The following is a 26,581-nucleotide window of genomic DNA, read 5'->3' as shown; positions in this document are numbered from 1 at the left end:
GGGTAACTTGCATATTACACCTCCTGTGTGGTGGTCGGCGCTGTAGTAGCTACAGTGGCTGGCGTTGCGCGGTTACTATTATTGTTAGCTTCAGCATGGCTCTTTAAAGCACTGTCGTCCGCCATACTACCCATCATGGTAATTGGTGCATCTACTTTGCGTACCGATGCTGGCATTGATGGATGAATGATGCTTACTTGTCCGACCGGATAACCAATACAGCCTTCTGCTAAATAGCCAACAAGCTGAATAGGTAAGGTAATTTGCTGTTTATCAATCTCAATAGCTAAATAATCGCCAGCAACCAGACCCCACTCTTTAGCATCATCAATACCTATATGCCATGTTGCAACCAGTAATTGTTCAGCAACGACTGGGCTACGTGACGTCATCATTGAGCTGGCATAGATATTATAAATAGGCACTAGCTTGGCTTGTCCTTGCTGCATATCCGTCGTGGTCGAAGACATCGCTTCTGGCGCAACATATTGACGCATCGGCAGGCGCTCTAGCTGATCAAATAGGCGTACGCCCGGATCACCATTTCTAAGACTGCCACCGACTTTATCTTGATATTTATTCCACGCTTGCGGTGAGTTCCAACCTGGCGCATTGGCAAAAGGAATCATTGAGCTTGGTGTTTGTTTGCCACTATAACCTTCCATTGAGAAGGTTAAACCGGTATCCAAATCTTTTGGCTGCATCGGCTCATGAACAGAGACAGGCGCGCGCATAGAAGTACGACCTGAGTAACGGCGCGGCTGACGGGCAATTTTCAGACCAGTCATCCGGTAGTCAGCATCGGGTGCCGCCTCTTTAATACCCGCAAGCTTAGGATGCGTCGCAATCAAAGCGTTAATCACATCATCAAGCTGTGTCCAGTCGACATCACGACCTTCTAAGCTGCTGTGTACGGCATGTAACCAGCGCCAGCCTTCTTTAATACTGCTTAGCGGATGATAATATTCGTTATCATAGACTTGGAAGAATCGTTGAGCACGGCCTTCAGCGGAAACTAGCGTGCCATCTGCTTCAGCAAAACTTGCTGCCGGTAATACAATATCGACGTCTTTATGCCAATCAAGCAACTGATGATCCAGCGCAATGACGGTTTTGTCGGTCAATAGCTGGGTTAATTTATTCGCGTCAATAGCATCGGTCAGCTGATTTTCAGCGACTATCACTACATCAAAATCAGTGGCCAGTAATTCTTCGACTGAATGTCCGCCAAGCAAACAGACACCGATACTATTGGCATCAGCAACCGCTAAATAAATACCGGCTTGAGCGTGGTATTTTTTATTGACTTCTTTTAGCTCAAGTTTGGTTGCAGGCTTACGCTCAACATCATCTTGCGCTTCTGTATCCACACCTGTTTCAGGTTTGTTTGGTTTAGCAGATAGCTCTTTATCTTCGGTTTGCTGAGTGGTTGCCGCTTGCGCTTCAGCTGCTTCGACCTTCTCGTTATGCGTCTCAACTTCATACTGTTCAGTTGCTTTAATGGCTGCACGCTTTTGGCTTAATGCTTGCGTGATTTGCGCAGCCGCTTCTATCAAGGCGATAGACGATAAGCTGCTGCCAGATACGATTAATGGCTTATCCGCTTGGATCAAATCATAAGCGATTTGCTGTGCCAGCGCTTGCATAGCGTCAATACCAGTATCAATATCTGCATCTTGTTCAGCTGTTTTTGGGTCCACTATTTTTGCTAAATCATCCGCAAAGTTAGCAATCTCATTTGCAACTTTGAAACCAAGTTTGGTGATATCTTCAGGTGTCGCTACTACGCTGACCTTACTGATGTCTTCAAGTTTGGTTTGGGTCACATCAATGATATATACCGGACTTTGCGCGCCTTGAGCAATGCGCTTGACTGGCTCAGCCAACCATGATTGCGTTTTGGTCGCAGCCGCCATTTTGAGGGCTTCATTTTTCGCCGCTTGACGAATAGATAGTGCGACACGTGGTGAGGTTTGAGTAATATCTTCACCCAAAACCAAAACCGCATCGTGACTTTCAATATCAGTCATGCCTGGGTTATAGATGCTTTCAGTACTTAGTACTTCAATACATTTATTGACCAATGCTTGCTGCTGATGATTGAGACCGGTTGAGAAATCATCAAAACCAACGAGGTTTTTTAGCGCAAAGTTGGTCTCTAAACTGGCACGTGGCGAGCCAATACCGATGACTTTTTTATCTTTAATACGCTTAATGGTTTCATCAAGCGCATAGTCGATATTGATTTTGACGTGTTTATCATTGATACGCTCAAGCGCTTGGGTTGGACGATCTTCACGATTGACATAACCGTAACCAAAGCGACCGCGATCACATAAGAAGTAACGGTTTACTTCACCGTTATAACGGTTTTCAATACGGCGCAATTCACCATAGCGCTCACCGGCGGAAATATTACAACCTGCTGAACAACCATGACAGATGCTTGGGGCATACTGCATGTCCCATTTACGGTTATAACGATCGGAATGCGTCTTGTCGGTAAATACGCCGGTTGGACAGACTTCCGTTAAGTTACCTGAAAACTCACTCTCAAACTGACCATCTTTATCACGACCAAAATAAACCCGTTCATTTGAGCCATAAACACCCAAATCTTCACCGCCCGCATAGTCTTTATAAAAACGTACACAGCGGTAGCAAGCGATACAACGGTTCATCTCATGAGCGATAAAAGGACCCAGCTCTTGATTATGATGCGTACGTTTGGTAAAGCGGTAGCGACGACGGTGATGACCTGACATATAAGTCATATCTTGCAAATGACAATGTCCACCCTCTTCACAAGTTGGGCAGTCATGCGGATGGTTAATCATCAACAGCTCAACCATCGACTTACGGAACGCCTTGGCCTCATCATCAGTGACCGAAATGTACATATCATCGCTGGGTGCGACCATACATGACATGACAAGGCGACCACGACCCGCTTCCATATCTTCTTTGCTTTGATATTGCTTAACCGCGCACTGACGGCAAGAGCCTACTGAGCCGAGGGCTGGGTGATAACAAAAATACGGCACATCAATGCCGAGTGACAAGCATGCTTGTAGCAAGTTGTCCGCGCTATCTACTTCGACAGTGGTTCCATCAATATGTATGACTGCCATGCCGCTCTCCTTATTTCACATCTGGCTGTTGACTGGCTGCAGCCTCAATAACATCTTTACCGACCGCCTGCGCAATTTTTTGATCAAACTCAGGACGGAAATATTTAATTGCACTCATCAGTGGTTCCATTGCGCCTGGGGCATGCGCGCAGAAAGTTTTACCGATCCATAAATCACGGGTTAAACCTTCTAACTTTTCAACATCACCGATTTGACCTTCACCATCATTGATGGCAGTGAGGATTTTAACACCCCAAGGTAGACCATCACGGCATGGCGTACACCAACCACACGACTCACGCTGAAAGAAAATCTCAAGATTGCGCAGTAATGGCACCATATCTTGCTCTTCATCGACGACCATAATCAGCCCAGTACCCATACGGCTACCGGCTTTTTGGATGGTATCAAAATCGACGACGGTATCTAAATGATCAGCTGTTAAAAAGTCAGTTGATGCACCACCAGGTAACCATGCTTTGAGCGTACGACCTTCTTGCATACCGCCAGCAAAATCTTCAATAATTTCACGTGCGGTATAACCAAATGGCAATTCCCACAAACCTGGATCATTAACCAGACCTGAACAGCCAAATAGTTTGGTACCCGGCGTTTCTACCACGCCTTTGGCTTTTGGTAAATCTTGATACCACTTGCTACCATGTAAAATAATCGCTGAGACGTTATGTAGGGTTTCAACGTTATTAACAACGGTTGGACGCCCCCATGCTCCAGCTACTTGCGGGAATGGCGGTTTAGTACGCGGGTTAGCACGGCGACCTTCTAAACAGTTAATTAAGGCCGTTTCTTCACCGCAGATATAACGACCAGCGCCAGTATGTACGTGCAAATCAAAACTGAAATCTGACCCTAAAATATTGTCACCGACTAGATTATTGGCTTTTAACTCTTCGATCGCTGCCGTTAGACGCTCAGCAGCTAAAATATATTCACCACGGATAAAGATATAACCAGCAGTTGCACCGATAGCGTAGGCAGATATCAACATACCTTCGATGAGCTGTAATGGCAGACGCTCCATGAGCAAACGGTCTTTAAAAGTACCCGGCTCCATCTCATCGGCATTACAGACTAAGTAGCGTGGACCACCATCAGGTGGTGCCATCAGCGACCATTTGATACCCGCTGGGAAACCTGCACCGCCACGACCTTTTACTACTGCTTCTTTAATAGTATTTAAGGTGTCATCTGGCGATTGATTTAACGCCATCTTTAACGCTTCAAAACCACGTAGTGATTCATAAGTCGCTAAATCTAATACCGCGTCATGATGTGCTAAGCGCCATGTTAGTGGTTTGGTTTCACTGGTAGCCGTCGCTTTGTCACCATATACCGGAATACGCTGCTCATTAAGTTGGCTTGGTGCTTTGCCTTGGCTGCGAAGAGCAATCTGCTCTGAAACGGTTAATCTCATGCGTATAGCTCCAACAATTGGGCAACTTCGTCAGGCTGTACAGGACCATAGGTGTCTTCATTAATCAACACCGCAGGACCTTTATCACAGTTACCCAAACAGCAAATTGGCAATAGCGTAAAACGACCGTCAGTCGTCGTTTGACCATAGTCGATACCCAGCTGCGATTTTAGTTCAGCGGCAAGCGCTTCGTAGCCTGTTAGATAACAAGCCACTGAATCACAAATGAGGATGACATGACGACCAACCGGCTGACGATAGATACGGTTAAAGAAGGTGGCTACCCCATCCATATCGGTTATAGGAACATTTAGAATATTGGCAATGGCATTGACTTGCGCATCATCGACCCAGCCGTTACGCTTTTGCACGATTTTTAGCGAATCTAAAGACGCTGCACGCGGATGTGGATAATGATGCACAAACTCATGAATAGCCGCGATTTCTTCAACGGTTAAGATACTTGCCACATCTACTTTTGGCATTTTATCGGAAACAATTCTCATAATCTTTTTCTTTCCTCACTCAGCCCACTGCTTGTGTTGCGCTCATAGCGCAATGACAGCGTTTTGGTGTGCCAATTTGGCAATAACATATTAATGAACTTGTCTTACTTTTAAAACGTATAACGTGATTACGATAAACTCATAACCACAAATACTCTAACGGTCACAATCCGCCATCACAATATCAATCGACGCCAAATACATGATGGCATCAGATACGAGCGAACCATTAATCACCGATGGCATTTGCTGGATATGTGCAAATGTTGGTGTACGGATACGCGTACGATAGCTCATCGTGGCTTTATCTGAAGTTATATAATAACTATTCAGACCTTTGGTCGCCTCAACGATCGTTGCACATTCGCCCGCTGGCATCACAGGACCCCAAGATACGGAGATAAAGTGGTTAATCAAGGTCTCAATATCATTCAATGTACGGTCTTTCGGCGGTGGTACCGTTAATGGATGATCAGCTTTATAAGGCCCTTGCGGCATATTGTCCATACATTGACGAATGATACGCAGCGACTGGCGCATCTCTTCGACTTTCACCATACAGCGATCGTATGCATCACCGTTATAGCCAACTGGCACTTCAAAGTCGTAGTTCTCATAACCCATGTACGGTCGCGCTTTACGTAGATCAAAATCTAAACCTGTCGCACGTAAACCTGCGCCAGTGACACCCCATGCTAATGCTTGCTTGGTATTATATTGCGCAACACCTTGGGTACGACCTTTAAGCACGCTGTTTTGCAATGCCGCTTTGACATACTCATCCAAGCGTTTTGGCATCCAATCTAAAAACTCGCGTACCAGACGCTGCCAGCCGCGCGGTAAATCGTGTGCCGTACCACCGATACGGAACCAAGCTGGATGCATACGGTAACCGGTCACTGCTTCGATGACATCGTAAGCTTTTTGGCGATCGGTAAACATATAGAATACCGGCGTCATACCACCCGCATCCTGAATAAAGGTACCGACAAATAGTAAGTTATTGGTAATACGGAAAAACTCACTCATCATCACGCGAATGGTTTCAGCGCGAGGCGGAATGGTAATTCCTGCAAGCTTTTCAACCGACATGATGTAAGGTAGCTCATTCATCACACCGCCGAGATAATCAATACGATCGGTATATGGAATAAATGAGTGCCATGTTTGGCGCTCAGCCATCTTTTCTGCGCCGCGATGGTGATAGCCAATATCTGGAATACAATCAACCACTTCTTCGCCATCGAGCTGTAGTACCAAACGGAACGCACCATGTGCAGATGGATGGTTAGGACCAATGTTCAAGAACATAAAGTCTTCGTCACGCCCCGAACGCTTCATGCCCCACTCTTCAGGGACGAAGCGCAAGTTTTCTTGCTCGTATTGTTGTTTAGCATTATTTAGGAAGTAAGGCGTAAACTCAGTCGCACGCGCATGATACTCTTTACGCAGTGGATGACCTTCCCAATATTTAGGTAGTAGAATACGGGTTAAATGCGGATGCCCTGTAAAGACAATACCAAACATATCCCATACTTCGCGCTCATACCAGTTGGCATTTGGCCAAATCTGCGTCGCGCTTGGGACATTTAGATCGTCTTCACTGAGTGCGACTTTGATACGTACATCGCTATTACGCTCAAGCGACATCAAATGATAAAACACCGTAAAGTCACTATCAGGCAAACCTTGGCGATGCTGGCGTAAACGCTCATCTATCGCTGACAAGTCAAATAGCATGACATAAGGTTTTGGCAATTTACGCAGGAACAAGAGAACGTCTAATAAATCAGCGCGTGCCACCCAAACCGTTGGAATGTCATCAACCGTGTGCTGCACGACAAACTTACCAGCATATTTCTCTTCCAGCTCTTTGATAACCGCTGGGACAGGTTTGATCTTAGGATCTATGTTTTCGACTACCGTGACCATGAATGATGTATTCCTTCATTAATCATAACTGAACTATGTCAATCATAACCGAACTATATTAATCATAACCGAACTATGATGAGCGTATGCGTAATGAGCATTGCTATGAATTATTAACTATTGAGCCGAGTTACCGAAGCAAATACTAAAATAAACGGCTTGACTAAATACTATCTGGGCTACGTAAGTTTTTCACAGCGATACGATCCGCTTGCTTACGGTCACGCTCAGGCGTCATTTGCGGCTGATAGATACCCTGATCATTGACATGAATACCTAATGGGCGACGTTCTTTAGTAATAGATTCTTGCAATAACATTAGGCCTTGAATCAACGCTTCTGGACGCGGCGGACAGCCTGGTATATAGACATCGACTGGAATAATTTTATCTACGCCTTGTACGACTGAATAAATATCGTACATGCCACCCGAGTTGGCACAAGCGCCCATAGAGATGACCCATTTTGGCTCAAGCATTTGCTCGTAAAGGCGCTGAATAACCGGTGCCATTTTGACAAAGCAAGTACCAGCGACGATCATCACGTCCGCCTGACGGGGCGATGCACGAATAACTTCGGCACCAAAGCGTGACAAATCATGAACCGCCGTTAGTGTGGTGGCATATTCGACATAACAGCAAGAGGTACCAAAGTTAAATGGCCATAATGAATGCTTACGCCCCCAGTTTGCTGTCGAGTGCACAAGATCTTCTAGACGACCCATAAAGACGTTTTTATTGACTTCATCTTCCATCGGATCATTGACGGTTTGGCGTGTCTGAGCAGGATAAACATCTGCATCAGGGTTGGCTTTTGTTAATGTGTATTTCATAACATACAACCTTTATTTTAAGCGAAGGTGACCATTATCTTGTCACCAATATCACCATAACTTTTATTATTAATAACTGATCATTAATATAAATTTATTATAAACCTGTTTGTGTCACCGTACTCTGCATTCCGCTTCTAACAGGCCATACAAATTTTAAGCAAAACTGGCAAAACCATTAGAGCTAATTAACGTTTAACCTTATCTGGTTGCGCAGACGTCGCAAAGTCCACAGAAGTAACATTACCCGTGGTATTAATATTATGATCAAGATTTTTTAAATGGCGGCGATTGGTCTCAATATTGTTTGAGACGTTAATCTGTCCTGAAGATTGCGCAGGTATCTTGCCCGTAGGGTCGATCATTAGCTCATCAACACCATCAAACTGGGTGATGTCTGCCAAATTGAAACCTGCAGGGGCGGCATATAAACGCGGTTTTTTGAGACGTTTATCAGATGGCGCCCAGTTCATCGCACCTAAGCTCAGCTCGTATACCAAGCCAATGATTAAGATCGTGATAAATATCGCTGCTGCTGCAAAACCAAGCCAACCCGCTTCACGTACCGAAACGGCATAAGCATATAAATATAGCGCTTCTAGGTCAAAAATAACAAAGAAGATTGCCACCAAATAGAATTTGGCAGACAAACGAATACGGGCGTTGCCAGCTCCGACAACACCCGCTTCAAATACTTCTTCTTTTTGTGAGCCGTGAGAGCGACCGCCGAGCAGGCGCGGAACGACCAGCATAAAAATAACTAGCGCAATGGCGGCTAAAATAAAAGCAATTGCTGACCAATTAAAAGCAGACATGATAATACGTGCTCCTCACCCAATCGAGTGTTAAGCGCAGCGCAAGTACTGACCCATTTAAGGCCGTCTAGCGACAGGCATAACACAGACGAAAACACAAAGTGACTGTCATTGAGTCACTGTATTTAAGTAACTATTTTAGGGTCTGTGCTGGTAATAACCAATTATCAAGCTTATTGACGACGATGTCAGACGTGACCAACTGTAGAGTGTCCGCTGTATACGCGGATAAAAGGCTGGTCGCCCAACGCATCTTGTAACAACGTAAGATCAACTTATTAAATCAATATCATATTTGATAGTTTACTTAATTGATTTAATAGCTCATTACACGTGGTCAACAATGACGTGACAACTGGCATAAATTATTTACGTACTATACGCATATCGGCAATTAAAAGCTAGTTTTTAACTGTATTGAACGGTCACTTTATCTGCAAAAAAAATATGTTTTTTGTACCATAAACTATGATACAGACGTTACCTTATATTAAGCCCATATCTATATTTCTAAAAAGGCCCTGGTATATATAGTGTAAGTCTCGCAATCTAAACGCTTTTTTACTGAGCACTCATCCACTAACTCCTCACCCAAAGATAGGGGTTTTGCTTTATAATGACCCACCGAATTCCATGGTTATATCAGTGGCGGTATCGACAGCTGTTTTAACGACGGCTTTCATGATTAATTGTCACAAAATATTAATTACCATGAGCTCAATTAGCTGATTATTTGAATAATCCTATCGACGCCATGTTTCAATTTCTATATGACGCCATATTGCCATATTGCGCTATCAATTTGCTTAATACGGTATTTATTTAACTTAGCAGCTTTTTATATCGGCGCTAGCCTATTTTTGCTTTCTTTTTTTGCTTTTGTCTTACAGGTCACCTTATGAGTCAACTTAATCCCAAACAACAAGAAGCGATGCTCTACGTATCAGGTCCATTGCTTGTGCTAGCAGGTGCCGGTTCCGGTAAGACGTCAGTGATTACGCGCAAAATTGCTTATCTTATTGAAGAATGTAACATGCCAGCTGAGCGTATCACGGCGGTGACTTTTACCAATAAAGCGGCGCGTGAAATGAAAGCTCGGGTCAGTAAATTACTGCCGAGCGAAAAGACGCGCGGGCTGACGGTGTCGACCTTTCACCAATTTGGGCTTCAGTTTTTACGTTATGAGCTGATTCATACACCGCTCAAGGGCAACTTCTCCATCATGGACAGCGACGATAGTAAACGTCTGCTGATGGAGCTGATGATGCGCGATAACTTAAGTGGCGCTGAAAGTCGTGAGCTGGTCGGTAAAGCGATAAAAATGATTTCTGATTGGAAAAATGATCTGATTGAGCCTGATAAGGCGATGGAAACCTTAGACGATCCGGAAGATATGATTTTTGCGACGCTTTATGCGCTATATGAGCGTAACTTACGTGCTTATAATGCGGTCGATTTTGATGACTTGATTGTATTGCCGACTAAAATATTGCGTGAAAATAGAGAACTGCGTGATAAATGGCAAAACCGCATTCGTTACCTGCTTGTCGATGAATATCAAGATACCAATACCGCTCAGTATGAGATGATTAAATATTTGGTCGGACCGCAAGGACGCTTTACCGTGGTTGGCGATGATGACCAGTCTATCTATGCGTGGCGCGGTGCAAAGCCTGAAAACATGGCACTGCTCAAAGAGGATTTCCCAAAATTAAAAATTGTGATGCTCGAGCAAAACTATCGCTCGACCAGTCGTATTTTGACCTCTGCCAACGCCGTTATTACCAATAACGAGCATTTATTTGAAAAGAAACTGTGGTCAGATAAAGGTCAAGGCGAAAAAATTCGCATTATCAATTGTCGCAATGACGATGATGAGTCCGAGCGCGTCGCCAAAGAAATCGTCACCCACAAACTGCGCTTTGGTAATGAATGGGATCAGTATGCTGTCCTCTATCGTAGTAACTTTCAGGCGCGCATGCTAGAAGCACAGCTGCGTCAATTGCAAGTCCCTTATAAATTATCCGGTGGTCAGTCCTTTTTTGCCCGTAGTGAAATTAAAGATATCATGGGCTATCTACGGATGATATTGAATCCTGAAGATGACAGTGCTTTTTTGCGTATTATTAATACGCCTAAACGTGGTATGGGACCAGCCACGCTTGAAAAACTGGGCTTATTTTCGCAAGAGCATAGCATCTCACTATTGGCATCGTGTACTCATGCCGGTCTTAGTCATGTCTTGCCATCGAAAGCTTATGGCACTTTAAAAGAGTTTGGCGATTTTATTGAACATTATACCCGTGAGCTGGACGGACACCCCGACCCTGTGCCAATCGTACGTCAGATGATTGATGAGACCGGTTATATTGACTTTGTCCGTAGTGACTCTAAGACACCGCAACAAGAAAAAAACCGTATCGATAATATCGATATGCTCTATACCAGTATTCAATCACTGATTAATCGCGCTGAAGAAGACGAAGATCGGACGATCGATACTATTATTCGTAAGCTGGTGTTGCTGGATATGCTTGAGCAGCAGCAAGAAGAAGAAAATACCAATAAAGTCAATCTGATGACCTTGCATGCCGCAAAAGGCTTGGAATTTGATTTTGTCTACATTATGGGGCTTGAGGAAGAAATGCTACCGCATCGCAACTCCATCTTAAGCGAGACGGTCGAAGAAGAACGGCGCTTAATGTATGTAGGCATTACTCGCGCCCGTCGTGAGCTGACCTTGACGCTAGCCACTCAGCGCCGTGCTGGCGGTCAGATGCGCGTCACTTCTGAATCAAGATTTTTAGATGAACTGCCAGAAGAGCACATCGACTGGCCAGCCAAAGCCAAGAAGAAAAAAGCCACCAAAGATCCAGAAGCCGTCGCCGATGAATATTTGGCCAATATTCGAGCGTTATTGGGCAATCGCTAGCTTTAGGATAAATGCTTGAGAGAAGCGTAGGTTGGACTACCATCCAGTCTGTAGTCATTACCATTATTTAGAACCTCAAAACTTGGAACTTTTATGCCCACCCCGACGCCGAATCAAGAACGACCATCGACACGACAGGGAGACTATAATCCGGCTGAATATAGCGCCGAATATAAGCTACTGTATTTGCAAGAGCTGGTTGCTGATAAAGCGTATGTGGCTATTACTGAGTTTTTAACCAAGCAGTCAGAGTATGAGATTGCCAACTTACTAGAATCATTTCCTACTCAAAACCGCCTATTGATTTGGGCCCAAGTCCCTGAAAATATCAAAGGCGAGGTCCTCGCTGAACTAGAATTTGATACACGCCAGCCATTGCTAGAGAACATCTCCTCAAAAGAGATATCGCTTTTCACCCAAGATCTTGATGCCCAAGACATCTCAGAGATTTTAGATACGGTAACTGAGAGCGTGCGTACCTCGGTCATGGCGACCTTGGATGAGGATATCCGAGTTCAGGTCAACAAACTTGATACCTATAAAGACTGGGAAGTCGGCAGCTATATGAATCCTGAGCTTATTCAGGTTCGAGAAGATATGACGTTGGCTGAGGTGCAAAACTGGCTACGAGAAAATATTGAGCTGCTCGATGATGAAAGCCAGGAACTACTGGTCGTTGATAAAAGCCAGCAACTGCTTGGCTTATTAAGTCTGGCTGATTTGATTAAGCATAACCAAAACACGCTAGTTGCAGATTTGATTCATACTGCCATCACCATTAATGATCGTCTAGATATTCAAGATGCCGCCGCTATTTTCCGCTCAGAAGACATCCGTTTTGCACCCGTTATTAATAGCCATGGCGAGCTGGTCGGTCAGTTAAATGGTGAGGATATCATGGAAATTATCCAAGATGATGTCGATAGCACTATGAAAAATCTTGCTGGTGTCAGCCAAGATGAAGAGCTGTTTGCGCCTATTTTAACCAGTGCCAAAAGCCGTAGTATTTGGCTGGGCATTAACTTATGTACGGCTCTATTAGCGGCTGCGGTGATTGGACAGTTTGAGGCGGTATTAGCAAAAGTCGTGGCGCTAGCGATACTGATGCCAGTGGTCGCTAGTATGGGCGGTATCGCAGGCTCGCAAACACTCACTGTCGTCATCCGTGGTATGGCGATGGGTCAAATTGGTGGTTCTAACCGTCTATGGTTATTAAATAAAGAGCTGTGGGTTGGGGCGATAAACGGTATTATATGGGCGATAATCATGGCGTTTATTGCTCAATTGTGGTTTCATGACATTAAAATTAGTGCGGTCATCGGTCTGGCTATTGCGATTAATATGACCGCCGCCAATGTCTCGGGGATTAGTATTCCGCTGATGCTAAAGCGCATGAATATCGATCCTGCGTTATCTGCCTCAGTGATCCTGACTACCGTGACAGATATTGTCGGCTTTATGTCGTTTTTGGGCTTAGCAAGTTTGCTGATACTATAATCGAATATATAGCTTCAAAAAAATCATCAATTTTATCTCTTAGATTAAAACATTAAATTTATAAAACCATTAAATCGTTAAGTGAGTGCGTTATGCAAGCTGTCCAAGTTAAAGTATTAAACCCTAAAATCACCGAAGATAAAGCGTTCTCGCTACCGACACGTGCCACTGATGGTAGTGCTGGTATTGATCTACGTGCTTGTATTGATGAGCCTTTGACCATTAAAGCAGGTGCAACGCATTTAATTGGCACCGGTCTTGCGGTTTATATTCAAGACCCTAATTTTGCCGGAATGATTTTGCCGCGCTCAGGTCTCGGTCATAAGCACGGTATCGTTTTGGGTAACTTGGTCGGCTTGATTGATGCCGATTATCAAGGCGAGCTGATGGTCAGTATTTGGAATCGCAGCAATGAAGACTTTGTCCTCAATCCAGCAGAGCGTATGGCACAGTATGTCGTTGTACCAGTTGCCCGCCCTGAGTTTGAAGTGGTGACAGAATTTAGTGATACTAGCGCACGCGGGGCCGGTGGTTTTGGCCACTCCGGTCGTCAATAATAGTAACCGTTAAATCACTATGAATTGTCTAAACACTCATAACCAGCTATGCGTTTTTCATTAACCACAACCCCATCAATCACGATAATAAGGAGAGTAAGCGATGCCGTCTTTTGCTGCGCAGCAACCCTTATTTCGTGCTTATGATATTCGTGGTTCGCACCAGCATTTCACCACTGACTTTATTCAAGCACTAGGGCACGCTTTTGCTCACCTTTATCATGCCTCACACCGCCATCCAATACAGTACAATTTAAAAAACAGCGCTCTCATGCCAAACATGATTCAAAACCCGGATAATGAAAAAATTATCGTCGTGATTGGTTATGATGTGCGCTGCGGTAGTGACGTTATTGCTCAAAAGCTCGCCCATATATTGACTCAGTGCGGCATACAAGTTATCCAGCTGGGTTTAGTGACCACCCCTATGATGGTTTTTTGGGCAGAGCACTATCAGGGTCACGGCATTGTTGTGACGGCCAGCCACTCTGCCAAAGACATTTTAGGTATTAAGTGGTTAGTAAACCATCAGTCTCCTAGCAGCACAGAGATACAAGGACTTTATCAGCAGCTACTTGACCAGAAACTGAATGGTAGCCATTTAAACCACAGTGCTCCTCAACAAAGTAACACTCAAAAAAGTAACATTCAACAAAGTAACACTCAAAAAAGTAACATTCAAAAAAGCTGCCTTCAAAAAGATAACAAAGCTCAAAATACACCGTTAAGTGCAAGTGATACCCTTATCAATAATAATCAGATGCACTTATCCGCTGAACAAGTCGCAACGACTTATATAGATACTATTGTGCAAGTGTTTAAGCAGCTTTATCAGCACGACAATCCACGTGAGGATCAGAACCCAAAAGACAACCAAAAACCATTATCCAAACTTGATTTGGTGGTTGTCATAGACTGTATGCATGGTGCAACCAGCAATATCGCCCAGCACTTATTTGAGCGCTTTTGCCAACATGTCATCATGTTCAACGATATACCAGACGGACATTTCCCAACGGGCAATCCTGATCCTACTGAACCACATCGACTCAAACAGCTGCAACAAAGCGTTGTTACGCATCAAGCAGATATAGGTATCGCTTTTGATGGCGATGGCGATAGGCTGATGATTGTCGATAATAACGGCAAGGTTGTCACGCCTGACCATTTACTCTACTTATTAGCACAAGTAGCGCTGACTGAACGCCCTGAATTTTTAACTGATTCGCAATTACCGTCTCAAATTCTCTTTGATATTAAATGCTGCCATCATTTGCCCAAGCTCATTACTGAACTTGGCGCAACAGCCGTGATGAGCAAAACGGGTAGCAGCCTGATACGTAGACGTTTACAACAATCTAATAATCAAATTATATTCGCTGGTGAGTTATCAGGTCATTTTATTTTTAATGATGGCTATTTCATCCTTTATGATGACGCCATGTACGCAGCATTACGGCTATTACATTGGCTGGGACATACAGCCAATAGCGGTAAAATTTCTCCAAACTTAGCTATTATCATTCATGGCTTACCGGTAATAGTGAGTACTGCTGACCATTATTTACCGCTTCCAGAGACAGCTTTGACAGACTGCTCAATCGTAGAGCGGCTTATCCGGCTATGTCTGTACTTACAACAACTTATAAAAGCAACATCGCTTACTTCTACTCATATTGAGCACCAACCAATCATCGACTGTGCTGTCTCAGAGTGCACATGCTCTGCTAAAAGACCCTATATAACATTGCAACAAGCACAATATTTATTGCCTGTCGGGACCAAACTGAGTTGTATCGATGGCGTACGTTTAGATTTTGCACACGGTTTTGGGGTGCTACGTCAATCAAATACCAGTCACAATTTAACTGCTCGCTTTGCTGGCGACAGCATAGAGGATCTAAAAGATATTCAGGCAAAATTCGCCGCTTTATGCCATCCATTTGATGAAGATTTAGCAGCGCAAATTATGGCTATTCTTCCTGAATAGCTAGTTGCCAAAACTACTTTTTATCACAAGCGTATAGTCAGTTTAATGTAAAAAAGATACAGCGAGACTGGGATTATTTTTTGCAGCCTCTGTCGGCGTAGGCACAGTAAGCAAGAAAAACTCATCCCAGTCTCGCGTTATAAAACAACGTATCTATTTTATTTAGTATCGAATATAGCCTTTTTATCCATACATTTTTTATTGAAACAACCGACCGCTTAATACCGTATTTTAGGAGTTTATAATGACCTTAAATTTAGATGAAGCCAAAATTACCGCTGAAGTCTTGACCACAGCCCTACCCTACATTCAACGCTTTGTCGATAAAATCATCGTGGTCAAATACGGTGGCAATGCGATGACCGATCCTGCGCTTGAAAGCTCTTTTGCTCGCGATATCGTCTTGCTAAAAACGGTTGGCATGCATCCTGTCGTCGTACACGGCGGTGGTCCACAAGTGGATAATTTATTAAAGGAGCTTGGACGTCAGTCAGATCGTATCGACGGCATGCGCGTCACTGATAAAAGCACGATGGATATCGTTGAAATGGTGTTGGGCGGTAGCGTCAATAAATCGATTGTCAGTTTAATCAACAAGCATGGTGGCAGCGCCATTGGTTTGACTGGTAAAGATGCCAATTTAATCCTAGCTAAAAAACTGAAGATGGAAAAAATTGGCGAAGATGGTATTGCGGTACCGGTAGATTTAGGCTTTGTCGGTGATGTGGTCAGCGTCAATAAAGATGTCATTAATATGCTCATTGCCTCAAACTTTATTCCTGTTATTGCCCCACTTGGCGTCGATAGCGAAGGCAATACTTATAATATCAATGCGGATTTGGTCGCTGGTAAAGTAGCGGAGTTTTTACAAGCAGAAAAATTGATGCTATTGACCAATATCAAAGGGGTCTTGGGCCGTGATGGTCAAGTCGTCACTGGACTGACACCACAGAAAGTTGATAGCCTAATTGCAGATGGTACGATCTCAGGCGGCATGATTCCAAAGATTCAATGTGCACTTGATGCGGTTCGTAGTGGTGTTAAAAGCGCGGTTATCGTTGATGGTCGCGTTCCTCATGCGACGCTGTTAGAGATTTTCACCAACGAAGGTGTTGGTACATTAATCAGTCGCGACTTAGATTCGTCAATGAGCTAGTAGGCTATATAGTCAGTTCAAGATAAAACTGATACATTAGTAGCTATGTGCAACTGTTATAAATTTTCCTTGCTTGCTGCTATCACAGAGGCTACGAAAAATTCCTTCCAGTTGCACTGCATCGATTTTAAAGTGAATCTACTATAGTCATCATTAGCATAAAAAAGCCCAAACTTGGCATTTAACATCCAAGCTTGGGCTTTTTTAATTTTCTATAAGCGCTAAACCTAAAACCATTTAATAAGCGCAGAACTCAACAGAGCTATGGCTACTGTTACCATAAACTTTCATATGATGATTACCTTTGCGCTGGGTAATATAAGACGTTTCATTCTCATAACGATCACCGCTTAAGCGCCCACTAGGTCCTGATACATAAGCGACATTGATTTGATCGTCACCGACGTTACGAATAACTAAATTTTGATCTGGCATGAGCCATAAACGAAATACTTTACCATTCTGAATATTGCCGGTAAAACTACCACAGTAGCTGTCTTTAGCAAAGGTTATCTTAGTTGACGTATCTGCGGCTTGTACGCTTGTAACCATCAAAGGTGCTACAGCAAGTGTTGCCATTAACAATAACTTTTTCATAGTCTTATCCTCGTCCGTGATTATAATAAAACCGTAAACTTCCTTTTAATTACTGCCTTATAATTATCATAAACGAAATGGGCAGCTTATCTATTCAAGCTTTGTATCAAATTCAACCTCATTGTAGCCACATAACAGTATGTCCTGACCCTGGTTCTTATCTGCTATCTTGCCTTCTACTATCGGACGCTTAATCATACTGGTGTTTTCGACCAGCAAATCAATTGCTTTATCCACATCGCTATCTGCCGCTTGCTTCTGCTCATCGGTCAGCTTACGCCATGTTGTGCCGCGCTTATTTAGCACCTTATCGATACCTAGCTCGTTTACCCAGCGCTCTACGCTCTCTTTATCTATGCCCTGCTTTTTATAATCATGAAAATCATAGCTGACGCCAAGCTCATCAAGTTTTGTAAAGGCTTTTTTCATCGTGCTACATGATTTGATTCCGTAAATAGTGATGGTCATATGAACTCCAAGTCAATTATCGTTATTCTTTATTATACCTAAATAACCCTTAAGACTGGCGAGAAGCAAAATTAAATGACGGTTTGAATTACTTTTAAAGCAGCAAAGCTATCGAGTAAAGGCGGCATCATATCGTCGCAATTTTCGTCAAATTACGCTATGCTATGGCATTATAAAATTTCACCCCATTTATCTGTAATAACCGATTCCGAGCCAACTATGAGCAACGCCGTGACAGCAGAAACTGCTAATACTAACCCTACTAATAATACTTCTATCGATAATGCCCAATATCAGCCACAACTTATCGAAGCGCAGCAGCAAGCCAAATGGGCAACAGACAAGCGTTTTGAAGTCAGCAATGAGCCAAGCGATAAGCCAAGTCGCTATATGCTGTCAATGTTCCCTTACCCAAGCGGTAAGCTGCATATGGGTCACGTGCGTAACTATACGATTTCTGACGTGCTGAGCCGTTATTACCGTCTTAAAGGCTATGAAGTCATGCAGCCAATGGGCTGGGACGGCTTTGGCTTGCCAGCAGAAAATGCGGCAATTGCTAATCAGACACCACCGGCAAAATGGACGTTTGAAAATATTGATAGCATGCGCGCGCAGCTGAAATTGCTTGGTTTGTCTATCGACTGGTCACGTGAATTTGCCACTTGTAGCCCTGAGTATTATCAGTGGGAACAATGGTTATTTTTGCAGTTGTATAAAAAAGGCTTGGTTTATAAAAAGCTTGCGACCGTCAACTGGGATCCAGTCGATAATACCGTTTTAGCCAATGAGCAAGTTATCGATGGTAAGGGCTGGCGTAGTGGTGCTGCCGTCGAAAAACGTGATATTCCAATGTATTATTTCAATATTACCGATTATGCCGATGAGCTATTGGATGATTTGGATCAACTAGAAGGTCACTGGCCATCTGAAGTCATTACCATGCAGCGCAACTGGATTGGTCGTAGTGCCGGTATGGAAGTGCATTTCCCTTATGAGCTTGCAGGCGAAAGCAATACTTTAGATGTGTTTACCACTCGTCCTGATACTTTAATGGGCGTCACTTATGTGGCGGTTGCTGCCGAGCATCCTTTAGCGCAATATGCTTCTGAGCATGATGAAGCGATTGCTCAATTCTGCGCGCTGTGCAAAAAAGGTTCGGTCGCTGAAGCAGATTTGGCTAAAGCTGAAAAAATTGGTATGGATACCGGTCTTACCGTTACTCATCCATTGACTGGCGAAGAAGTGCCAGTTTGGGTTGCCAACTATGTATTGATGAGCTATGGCTCTGGCGCAGTAATGGCAGTACCAGCGCATGATGAGCGTGATTATGAGTTTGCCACTAAATACGAGCTTCCGATTAAGCAAGTGATTGATATTCCTGCTGGCTATTTCGATGATGTAGAAGATGACGACAATCGTGCTTACACTGAGCGCAATATCTTGGTTAATTCAGGTGAATTTGACGGGCTAGATTTTGAGCAAGCGTTTGCAGCGATGCTAGTTAAGCTTGAACCACAACAGCTTGCTAAGAAAAAAATCCAATATCGTCTACGTGATTGGGGCGTCTCACGCCAGCGCTATTGGGGCTGCCCGATCCCAATGGTCAACTGTGAGCATTGCGGCACCGTGCCTGTTGACGAGAAAGATTTACCCGTTATTCTACCGACTGACGTCGTTCCTGACGGTCGTGGTAATCCGCTTAAAAACATCCCAGAGTTTGTGAACACTACTTGTCCTAAATGCGGCAATCCTGCTGAGCGCGAAACCGATACCTTTGATACCTTTGTAGAGTCAAGCTGGTACTATGCGCGCTTTGCCAGTCCGCATGATACGACTAACATGGTCAATAAATCTGCTGCAAATAAATGGCTGCCTGTCGATCAATATATCGGCGGTGTTGAGCATGCGGTCATGCATCTACTTTATGCGCGCTTCTTCCATAAGCTCATGCGTGATGAAAACTTAGTATCAGGCGATGAACCTTTTAAGAATTTAATGACTCAAGGTATGGTACTTGCCGGTACATTCTACCGCGTCAATAGCGATGGCAGCACCACTTATTACTTTACCGAAGATGTCGATATTGATTATGACGAGCGCGGTCAACCGATTAAAGCCATTTTAAAATCAGACGGACAGCCAGTAACGATTGGTAAAATCGAAAAAATGTCTAAGTCAAAAAATAACGGTGTTGATCCACAAATAACCATTGATAAATATGGTGCTGATACGGTTCGTCTATATACTTTGTTTACGGCGCCTGCTGACCAAACCCTTGAATGGTCGGATGACGCGTTAAAAGGCCCTTATAATTTTGTTAAAAAAGTTTGGCGCGTTGCGACTGAGCATATCCAAGCGTTAGCTGCTGCTAACTTAAGCCTTGATACGCTGAATAATAGTACGCTAAATAATGACTCCTTGAATACTGACGGTTTAAGCAAAGAAGCAAAAGCATTACGTCGTAAAACTCATGAGACCATCGGCAAGATTGACAGTGATTTAGGTAAGCGTTTGGCACTGAATACGCCCGTATCCAGTCTAATGGAGCTTGCCAACGAGCTAAGTAACTTTAAAGCCAGTAGCGAGCAAGATCTGCAAGTACAGCATGAAGCACTGATTGATTTATTGATTATGCTATCGGTGTATGCGCCGCACATTGGTGAGCACTTACTTGAGCAATTAGGTCTTGATACCGTGACGCTAAACTACCCAACGGTCGATGAAAGCGCTCTGATACAAGACATGGTTACCATGGTGATTCAGGTCAACGGTAAAATGCGCGGTAAGATGGATGTAGCGCCAAATAGTGACCCTGAACAGATAAAAGCACAGGCACGCGCGCTTGAAGGGGTGGCAAAGTTTCTTACTGGTGAGATTAAAAAAGAAATCGTCGTACCCAATAAACTGGTTAATATTGTGGTTGCAGGCTAGACCTATTGGAACGTCATGCTTTAGGTCTTATTATTAAAATAAGGATAGCGACTATGTCGTATAAACACCCAGCTATGCAGTCACATCAAACACAATTAAAGGGACAAAACCGCATGCCCAATAAGTCGAGTAGACAAAAACTAGCGACGGCACTACTCGCGGCTTTGCCAATGTTTGCGGTACTTGGTGCGACGGCAGGACTCAGTGGTTGCGGCTTTCAGCTACGTGGTTATGGCGAGTCAATGCTGTTTGATGTTGCCAAAACAGCAGTGATTGTCGAAGACAATCGCACCTCATTCCCGCTTAAATTACCGCTCACAAGGCGCCTAGAAGCACTAGGTGTCGATGTGATTACTAACATGACCTTGGCTGACGTTGCCAATAATAACCAACGAGCAGGCGCTGAAACCATCGCTGCTATTACCGTCAACAATATACGTTTTAAACGTTATGAATTGGTCGGTGTATTAACAGAAATCCGCTTGGTATTGTCAGCTGATGTCAGCTATCAAAGTATTGAAAATGGCAAACCTGTGACGCTTACTAATCCTATCCAAGTTGAGCGTAGCTATCAGTATAACGAAGCGTCGGTGAGTACTGATGACCAGCAAGGTGATCAAATTCGTGACTGGCTCTATGACAGTTTAGCGCGCCGCATTACCGATCAATATGTCGCTATTGCGCTGCCTAAGGTGACACCTGCCAGCGCCAATACCTCCGCTCAAATCAGCAAAGGCTCAGCATCTAATGCCATTATCGTACCAAAACCTTAGTTTTTAGCCGATTAGTATTCTTAGAATCACACTTTTAAATCCACATCCATAACCCTGTGTTCTCATATATCTATGCAAGATACCTTTATAAAAGCCTATCCAAAACTACTACAACCCTCAGTTGCAGTAGCGGGCTTGTGGTTGGCGCATGGCGATGAGCCGTTACTGAGTCAATGGTTGATTGACGCCTTGCGACCGCATTGGCGCACGCAGAACTACGCCATCAAGCGCATAGAGCTGGTATCGGTTAAGAGCTGGCAAGAGGTACTATCAGAGCTTGGTAGCCAGTCTTTATTCGATGATGCCAGCGCACTGATTGTGACGGGCAATCATAAGCCTGATAAAGCGGTCATTACAGAGTTAGAACGCTTTGCACAGGATGCTCAAACTGGTGCCCATAGTCATAGCCTATTATGGTTAACGCCCAAACAAGACAAACGTGCCCAAAGCAGTAAATGGTTTGCGCCATTTTCTCAATATGGTCATGTCATTGACTGCAATTTATATAATGAACAACAGCGCCAGCAGCTATTACAGATACAAGCCCAGCAGTTTGGCTTAAAGCTGTCTCAAGACGCTTGGCAGCTTCTCATGTCACATACTGAACATCATTTGCTAAGCGCCTATCAAACCTTATGGCGGTTATCCTACTTGTTTGCCCCGCAGCTAATGGCAAATAGTACTAATCAAGAAAGCAGCAATGCTGTGACAAATACAGCAAACGTCGCATTGGATATCAAAGATTTACAAGCCGCATTGGTCAGCGATGCCCAATTTAGCGTGTTCGATTTATCTGATGCGATGCTTGCAGGTAACAGCGCACAAGTGGCAAAAATTATTTTTCAGCTCAAAGCCACTGATGAACCAACCACGTTGGTTTTATGGTCAATTAGTAAAGACATGCGGCAGATTATGCAATTGATGGATGGGCAAGACCCGCAAGCTCTTGGTATTTGGCGTAGCAAACAAGGCTTATACCAACAAGCCTGTCGTCGTCAGTCAAAAGCGCAAACGGTCTCTTGGCCTGCACTACTTTATCGCTGTGACCAAGCAATCAAAGGTCTCGTGCGTCAACCAGCATGGGAGTTGTTACTACAAGCAGCGTTAGAGCTATCAGGCAAGCGTTTATTCCCTACTAAATAAGCAAAGTTGTTGCTCCTTACTTACTTACTTACTTACTTATTTATCAATCAACCATAAATCATATTTTGAATGATATTTTGAATGATATTATTGTTTAACCTGCTTCTTTTACTCATTAATCCTATTCACAAATCCAAACCTCTTCTTTAAAATCCGCCTCAATATCTCTTCTTAACCTTTCGCAAACTAATTACCATTCCTTTTTAGATATGAAGTCTTTACTATAGCTACACTTGATTTAATTGTGATTGGATTGTTGTCATGCGCAAAATGAGCAAAAAGTCTGCTATTAAATGGGGCATTATTGCCTTAATTATCGTCGCCTTAGCGGCTTTAGCCTATAAAACCTTAAAACCAAAAGAAGCTACACCTAACTATCTAACCGCGACAGCTGAGATTGGCGATATTGAAAATAACGTCATGGCCTCTGGAAAAGTCAAAGCGCTAAATACGGTAGATGTTGGCGCGCAGGTATCTGGTGAAGTGACGCGGCTATTCGTCGAAGTCGGCGATGAGGTAAAAAAAGGCGATTTAATTGCGCAGATTGATCAAGTTACTCAAAAGAATAATCTAAGTAATGAGCAAGCGAGCCTTGAACAAAGTGAAGCCGCGCTGCAAAGTGCACAAGCAGAATCTTTAAGTCGTCAAGCGGGTTTAAAAGGCGCACAAGCTGATCTTAATAGCCGTCAGTCTGAATTAAGACAAGCACAATCAGACTTTACCCGCCTGCAATCATTGGTCGCCATCGATGCTATCTCTCAACAAGAATACGATACGCAAGGCACTCGTGTTGAAACGGCTAAAGCAGCCGTGGCTAATGCACGCGCCGCCATTGAGACTGCCAAAGCAGCGATTGCAACCACCGAGGCGAATATTAATAGCCAACAGGCAGCATTACGTAAATCTCAAACCAACGTCAGCACCGCTCAAGAAGATTTGAGCTACACCACCATTCGTGCGCCAATGTCAGGGACAGTCGTATCGGTAACGACTGAGCAAGGGACGACGGTGAACGCCAATCAAACGGCCCCGACCATTGTGACATTAGCCGATTTATCAACCGTACGAATCAATGCACAAATCTCTGAAGCCGACGTCATTAACGTTAAAGCAGGGCTGCCAGTCTATTTTAATATCATCGGTAATCCCGACCAAAAATATGATGCGACTCTTAAAGCCATTGAACCGGCTCCTGAAAAAATTAGCGATACCAGCTCTACCGATGCTGCTATCTACTACGTCGGTTATATCGAAGTGCCGAATACCGAACGCCGCTTCCGTATTGATATGACAGCACAAGTTTATATCGTTATTAATCAAGCAAAAGACGCTTTACTTATCCCCTCTGCTGCCTTACAACCTGCCGCTAACTCTAAAAAAGCTAGAAACGCTAAAACAGAGTCTACCACTGCGACTAAGCCTGACAGTGATCCGGGTACAACCATGGCCAATGTCCGCGTGCTCAAAGCCGATGGCGAAGTCGTTGAACAAACGGTAAAAGTAGGTATCAATAACCGTGTCAATGCTGAGATATTGAGTGGTCTTAAGGTAGGCGATGAAGTTATATTAAGCGAAGAAGGACCTGAGAAAGGTGCAAAAGGCGGTAGAGGTCGCAGACCGTTTTAGCGTTAAACCCTAATCATAATTAGGGCTGTGATGAGGATCAGGCGCAACACCTCGAGCGTTCACTAGCGGACGATGAACGTTGATATTGATTGATATAGGCAGCATGGCAGATGAGCAACCAAGACCCCACCTCTAACACCGCGACGGCTATACCCTTGATGCAAGTCAAAGGACTGATTAAAGAGTTCAAGGCAGGCGAGCAAACTATTCGCGTGCTAGATGATATCAACTTAACCATTCATCAAGGTGAAATGGTTGCTATTATCGGGCAATCTGGCTCAGGCAAATCAACCTTGATGAATATCTTAGGCTGCTTAGATCAAGCGACTGCAGGCGACTATCAAGTATTTGGTCAATCGGTTAGTCGCTTGGAAGCCGACGAGCTGGCAAAACTACGCCGTGAGCATTTTGGCTTTATTTTTCAGCGCTATCATCTGCTGGGTGATATCAACGCTCGTGACAATGTTTCTGTGCCTGCAGTTTACGCAGGGATGGACGGTCAAGCGCGCAATGAGCGCGCTGAAAAACTGCTGTCAGACTTAGGGTTGGCTGACAAGGTTAATAATCGCCCAAGCCAGCTATCGGGTGGCCAGCAACAGCGTGTCTCTATTGCAAGGGCTTTGATGAATGGCGGCGATATCATCTTAGCGGATGAGCCGACAGGTGCACTTGATAGTAAGTCAGGTGAAGATGTCGTACAAATCTTAAAAGAGTTAAACGCCCAAGGTCATACCATTATAATGGTGACTCATGATCCCAATCTAGCCGAACAAGCTGAACGCGTGATTGAAATCAAAGACGGCTACATTATAGCGGACTATAAAAACGAAGATTATCAACAAATAGCCGCCCAGCCGGCGTCTATTTTAGACAAACGTCGCAAAAGTGCCTTTAGCAGTTTTATTGACCGCCTATTTGAAGCGTTCAAAATGTCGCTACTCGCCATGCGCGCGCATAAGATGCGTACGTTATTGACCATGTTAGGTATTATCATTGGTATCGCCTCAGTGGTGTCAGTGGTCGGGCTAGGTAAAGGCTCACAAGCGCAAATTCTGTCTAATATTAGCTCATTGGGTACTAACACCATCACTGTCACTGACGGCTACCCCTATGGCGATCCTAGACGTCAATATAACGATGACAATCTAACCCCGCAAGACGCACAAGCCGTCGCTGATCAGCCCTATGTCATTAGCGTCAGCCCGCAAATCAATACCAACACCAATGTGCGCTACCGTAATATACAAGAAGCGGCAAGCGTTAGAGGTGTGGGTAAAGACTATCTCGACGTGACCGGCGAGACGCTAAGCCAAGGACAAGGCTTCGATGAGCAAAGCGTCCTACGCCGTAGCCAAGACATTATCATTGATGACAATGCCAAGCAGACCTTTTTCCCTGACAACGCCAATCCCATCGGTGAAGTCTTGCTCATAGGCAGCGTGCCGGGGCGCATCATCGGGGTATTAGAACCCAATGACAGCGGCTTCAGTAGTGGGCAGGACTCTCCCACCTTATATATGCCTTATACCACCATGATGTCACGTCTTATAGGCAGCGCTTATATCGAAAGCTTTGTGGCGCTGATTGATAACAATATCTCATCCTCTGCCGCTGAATCTGCCATCTCGGAACTCATGCAAAGCCGCCATGGTACTGATGATTTTCGTATACGTAACTCCGACTCTATTCGTCAGACCATTGAATCTACCACCACTGCGCTAACCTTACTTATTTCATCCATTGCCATTATCTCTTTAGTCGTAGGCGGTATTGGTGTTATGAATATCATGCTAGTATCAGTGACCGAGCGCACCAATGAGATTGGCGTACGTATGGCAGTCGGTGCTCGTCAAAGCGATATCATGCAGCAGTTCCTTATCGAAGCCGTTTTGGTCTGTATTTTAGGGGGTTTACTGGGTATTGGGATGGCATTTGCCATCGGTGAGCTGATTAACAGTGTGGGCGGAGATAGCTTTAAAGTCATCTACTCACCAACCTCTATTATTGCCGCTTTTGTCTGCTCGACGCTTATCGGTGTTGTGTTCGGCTTTTTACCGGCCCGTAATGCGGCCAAGCTTGACCCTGTAGAAGCCCTATCTAGAGATTAGAAATATTATGAGCACAAGATTATGAGCACCAATTTCAAAACCAAAAATCAATCATGACAATAATTAGCTCAAAACCAAGTAGCTCAAAACCTAAATAATAGCTAAATTTAAAAAATTACCACTTATTACGTAAGATTTTCACTTTTTTGATA

The 26,581-nt window shown here is 44.1% G+C and carries 18 protein-coding genes; 10 read left to right on the top strand and 8 right to left on the bottom strand.

All coding sequences use genetic code 11. From position 1 onward, the window contains the following. Positions 1-14: 14 nt before the first annotated feature. From nuoG to ndhC, 6 genes are all read right to left on the bottom strand, one after another. Positions 15-3,131, bottom strand: coding sequence for an NADH-quinone oxidoreductase subunit NuoG (nuoG, locus tag DABAL43B_RS03430; RefSeq protein ID WP_079691071.1), 3,117 nt, complete (start codon positions 3,129-3,131; stop codon positions 15-17). A gap of 10 nt (positions 3,132-3,141) precedes the next feature. Continuing rightward, on the bottom strand, positions 3,142-4,566 hold the full coding sequence (gene nuoF / locus DABAL43B_RS03425) for an NADH-quinone oxidoreductase subunit NuoF (RefSeq protein WP_079691070.1): 1,425 nt from the start codon (positions 4,564-4,566) through the stop codon (positions 3,142-3,144). Next, the gene (gene nuoE, locus DABAL43B_RS03420) at positions 4,563-5,072 is read right to left on the bottom strand and encodes an NADH-quinone oxidoreductase subunit NuoE (protein ID WP_079691069.1); all 510 of its coding nucleotides are present in this window, start codon (positions 5,070-5,072) and stop codon (positions 4,563-4,565) included. The genes nuoF and nuoE overlap by 4 nt, the downstream gene beginning before the upstream one ends. Before the next feature lie 156 nt (positions 5,073-5,228). Next, positions 5,229-7,004, bottom strand: a complete 1,776-nt coding sequence (gene nuoC / locus DABAL43B_RS03415; protein WP_079691068.1) for an NADH-quinone oxidoreductase subunit C/D — start codon at positions 7,002-7,004, stop codon at positions 5,229-5,231. 163 nt (positions 7,005-7,167) lie between these two features. Then, complete coding sequence (locus DABAL43B_RS03410) at positions 7,168-7,836, bottom strand: NuoB/complex I 20 kDa subunit family protein (RefSeq protein WP_079691067.1); 669 nt, start codon at positions 7,834-7,836, stop codon at positions 7,168-7,170. Between the two features lie 188 nt (positions 7,837-8,024). After that, on the bottom strand, positions 8,025-8,651 hold the full coding sequence (ndhC, locus tag DABAL43B_RS03405; RefSeq protein WP_079691066.1) for an NADH-quinone oxidoreductase subunit A: 627 nt from the start codon (positions 8,649-8,651) through the stop codon (positions 8,025-8,027). 898 nt (positions 8,652-9,549) lie between these two features. On the opposite strand from ndhC, the gene DABAL43B_RS03400 reads away from it, so the two are divergent. The 5 genes from DABAL43B_RS03400 (at position 9,550) to argB (ending at position 16,783) form a co-directional block, all read left to right on the top strand. After that, positions 9,550-11,583, top strand: a complete 2,034-nt coding sequence (locus tag DABAL43B_RS03400; RefSeq protein ID WP_079691065.1) for a UvrD-helicase domain-containing protein — start codon at positions 9,550-9,552, stop codon at positions 11,581-11,583. A gap of 93 nt (positions 11,584-11,676) precedes the next feature. Then, complete coding sequence (gene mgtE, locus DABAL43B_RS03395) at positions 11,677-13,080, top strand: magnesium transporter (protein WP_079691064.1); 1,404 nt, start codon at positions 11,677-11,679, stop codon at positions 13,078-13,080. 92 nt (positions 13,081-13,172) lie between these two features. Beyond that, positions 13,173-13,637 (top strand): dUTP diphosphatase, encoded by a 465-nt coding sequence (gene dut, locus DABAL43B_RS03390; protein ID WP_079691063.1) that lies wholly within the window; start codon positions 13,173-13,175, stop codon positions 13,635-13,637. Between the two features lie 103 nt (positions 13,638-13,740). Further along, positions 13,741-15,627, top strand: a complete 1,887-nt coding sequence (locus DABAL43B_RS03385; RefSeq protein ID WP_079691062.1) for a phosphomannomutase — start codon at positions 13,741-13,743, stop codon at positions 15,625-15,627. Between the two features lie 244 nt (positions 15,628-15,871). Continuing rightward, the gene (gene argB, locus DABAL43B_RS03380; protein ID WP_079691061.1) at positions 15,872-16,783 is read left to right on the top strand and encodes an acetylglutamate kinase; all 912 of its coding nucleotides are present in this window, start codon (positions 15,872-15,874) and stop codon (positions 16,781-16,783) included. 237 nt (positions 16,784-17,020) lie between these two features. On the opposite strand, the gene DABAL43B_RS03375 is transcribed toward argB, so the two are convergent. Then, positions 17,021-17,380, bottom strand: coding sequence for a hypothetical protein (locus DABAL43B_RS03375; protein WP_079691060.1), 360 nt, complete (start codon positions 17,378-17,380; stop codon positions 17,021-17,023). Between the two features lie 90 nt (positions 17,381-17,470). Continuing rightward, entirely contained in the window at positions 17,471-17,848 is a 378-nt protein-coding gene (locus DABAL43B_RS03370) for a Spx/MgsR family RNA polymerase-binding regulatory protein (protein ID WP_079691059.1), read from the bottom strand. A gap of 219 nt (positions 17,849-18,067) precedes the next feature. Between DABAL43B_RS03370 and leuS the strand changes: the two genes are divergently transcribed. From leuS to DABAL43B_RS03345, 5 genes are all read left to right on the top strand, one after another. Next, entirely contained in the window at positions 18,068-20,779 is a 2,712-nt protein-coding gene (gene leuS, locus DABAL43B_RS03365; protein ID WP_413771826.1) for a leucine--tRNA ligase, read from the top strand. Between the two features lie 53 nt (positions 20,780-20,832). Beyond that, positions 20,833-21,552 (top strand): hypothetical protein, encoded by a 720-nt coding sequence (locus DABAL43B_RS03360; RefSeq protein ID WP_227516729.1) that lies wholly within the window; start codon positions 20,833-20,835, stop codon positions 21,550-21,552. Positions 21,553-21,624: 72 nt separating this feature from the next. Beyond that, positions 21,625-22,695, top strand: a complete 1,071-nt coding sequence (gene holA / locus DABAL43B_RS03355; RefSeq protein ID WP_079691057.1) for a DNA polymerase III subunit delta — start codon at positions 21,625-21,627, stop codon at positions 22,693-22,695. A gap of 261 nt (positions 22,696-22,956) precedes the next feature. Next, complete coding sequence (locus DABAL43B_RS03350) at positions 22,957-24,321, top strand: efflux RND transporter periplasmic adaptor subunit (protein ID WP_079691056.1); 1,365 nt, start codon at positions 22,957-22,959, stop codon at positions 24,319-24,321. A 110-nt stretch (positions 24,322-24,431) separates the two neighbouring features. Then, positions 24,432-26,429: a MacB family efflux pump subunit gene (locus DABAL43B_RS03345; protein WP_079691055.1), complete on the top strand. Its 1,998-nt coding sequence runs from the start codon at positions 24,432-24,434 to the stop codon at positions 26,427-26,429. Positions 26,430-26,581: the final 152 nt, after the last annotated feature.

The sequence above is a fragment of the Psychrobacter sp. DAB_AL43B genome, assembly GCF_900168255.1.
GTDB lineage: Bacteria > Pseudomonadota > Gammaproteobacteria > Pseudomonadales > Moraxellaceae > Psychrobacter.
Note: the sequence above shows the minus strand (reverse complement) of the source record. Positions and strands in the feature narration are given on the sequence as shown.

Excerpts from the sequence above, each read along its gene's own strand:
- holA (WP_079691057.1), top strand. The coding sequence starts at position 21,625 with ATGCAAGATACCTTTATAAAAGCCTATCCAAAACTACTACAACCCTCA.
- nuoG (WP_079691071.1), bottom strand. The coding sequence starts at position 3,131 with ATGGCAGTCATACATATTGATGGAACCACTGTCGAAGTAGATAGCGCG.
- nuoC (WP_079691068.1), bottom strand. The coding sequence starts at position 7,004 with ATGGTCACGGTAGTCGAAAACATAGATCCTAAGATCAAACCTGTCCCA.
- mgtE (WP_079691064.1), top strand. The coding sequence starts at position 11,677 with ATGCCCACCCCGACGCCGAATCAAGAACGACCATCGACACGACAGGGA.
- DABAL43B_RS03400 (WP_079691065.1), top strand. The coding sequence starts at position 9,550 with ATGAGTCAACTTAATCCCAAACAACAAGAAGCGATGCTCTACGTATCA.
- DABAL43B_RS03410 (WP_079691067.1), bottom strand. The coding sequence starts at position 7,836 with ATGAAATACACATTAACAAAAGCCAACCCTGATGCAGATGTTTATCCT.
- nuoF (WP_079691070.1), bottom strand. The coding sequence starts at position 4,566 with ATGAGATTAACCGTTTCAGAGCAGATTGCTCTTCGCAGCCAAGGCAAA.
- DABAL43B_RS03385 (WP_079691062.1), top strand. The coding sequence starts at position 13,741 with ATGCCGTCTTTTGCTGCGCAGCAACCCTTATTTCGTGCTTATGATATT.
- DABAL43B_RS03370 (WP_079691059.1), bottom strand. The coding sequence starts at position 17,848 with ATGACCATCACTATTTACGGAATCAAATCATGTAGCACGATGAAAAAA.
- dut (WP_079691063.1), top strand. The coding sequence starts at position 13,173 with ATGCAAGCTGTCCAAGTTAAAGTATTAAACCCTAAAATCACCGAAGAT.
- DABAL43B_RS03375 (WP_079691060.1), bottom strand. The coding sequence starts at position 17,380 with ATGAAAAAGTTATTGTTAATGGCAACACTTGCTGTAGCACCTTTGATG.
- ndhC (WP_079691066.1), bottom strand. The coding sequence starts at position 8,651 with ATGTCTGCTTTTAATTGGTCAGCAATTGCTTTTATTTTAGCCGCCATT.
- nuoE (WP_079691069.1), bottom strand. The coding sequence starts at position 5,072 with ATGAGAATTGTTTCCGATAAAATGCCAAAAGTAGATGTGGCAAGTATC.
- argB (WP_079691061.1), top strand. The coding sequence starts at position 15,872 with ATGACCTTAAATTTAGATGAAGCCAAAATTACCGCTGAAGTCTTGACC.
- leuS (WP_413771826.1), top strand. The coding sequence starts at position 18,068 with ATGAGCAACGCCGTGACAGCAGAAACTGCTAATACTAACCCTACTAAT.
- DABAL43B_RS03345 (WP_079691055.1), top strand. The coding sequence starts at position 24,432 with ATGAGCAACCAAGACCCCACCTCTAACACCGCGACGGCTATACCCTTG.
- DABAL43B_RS03350 (WP_079691056.1), top strand. The coding sequence starts at position 22,957 with ATGCGCAAAATGAGCAAAAAGTCTGCTATTAAATGGGGCATTATTGCC.
- DABAL43B_RS03360 (WP_227516729.1), top strand. The coding sequence starts at position 20,833 with ATGTCGTATAAACACCCAGCTATGCAGTCACATCAAACACAATTAAAG.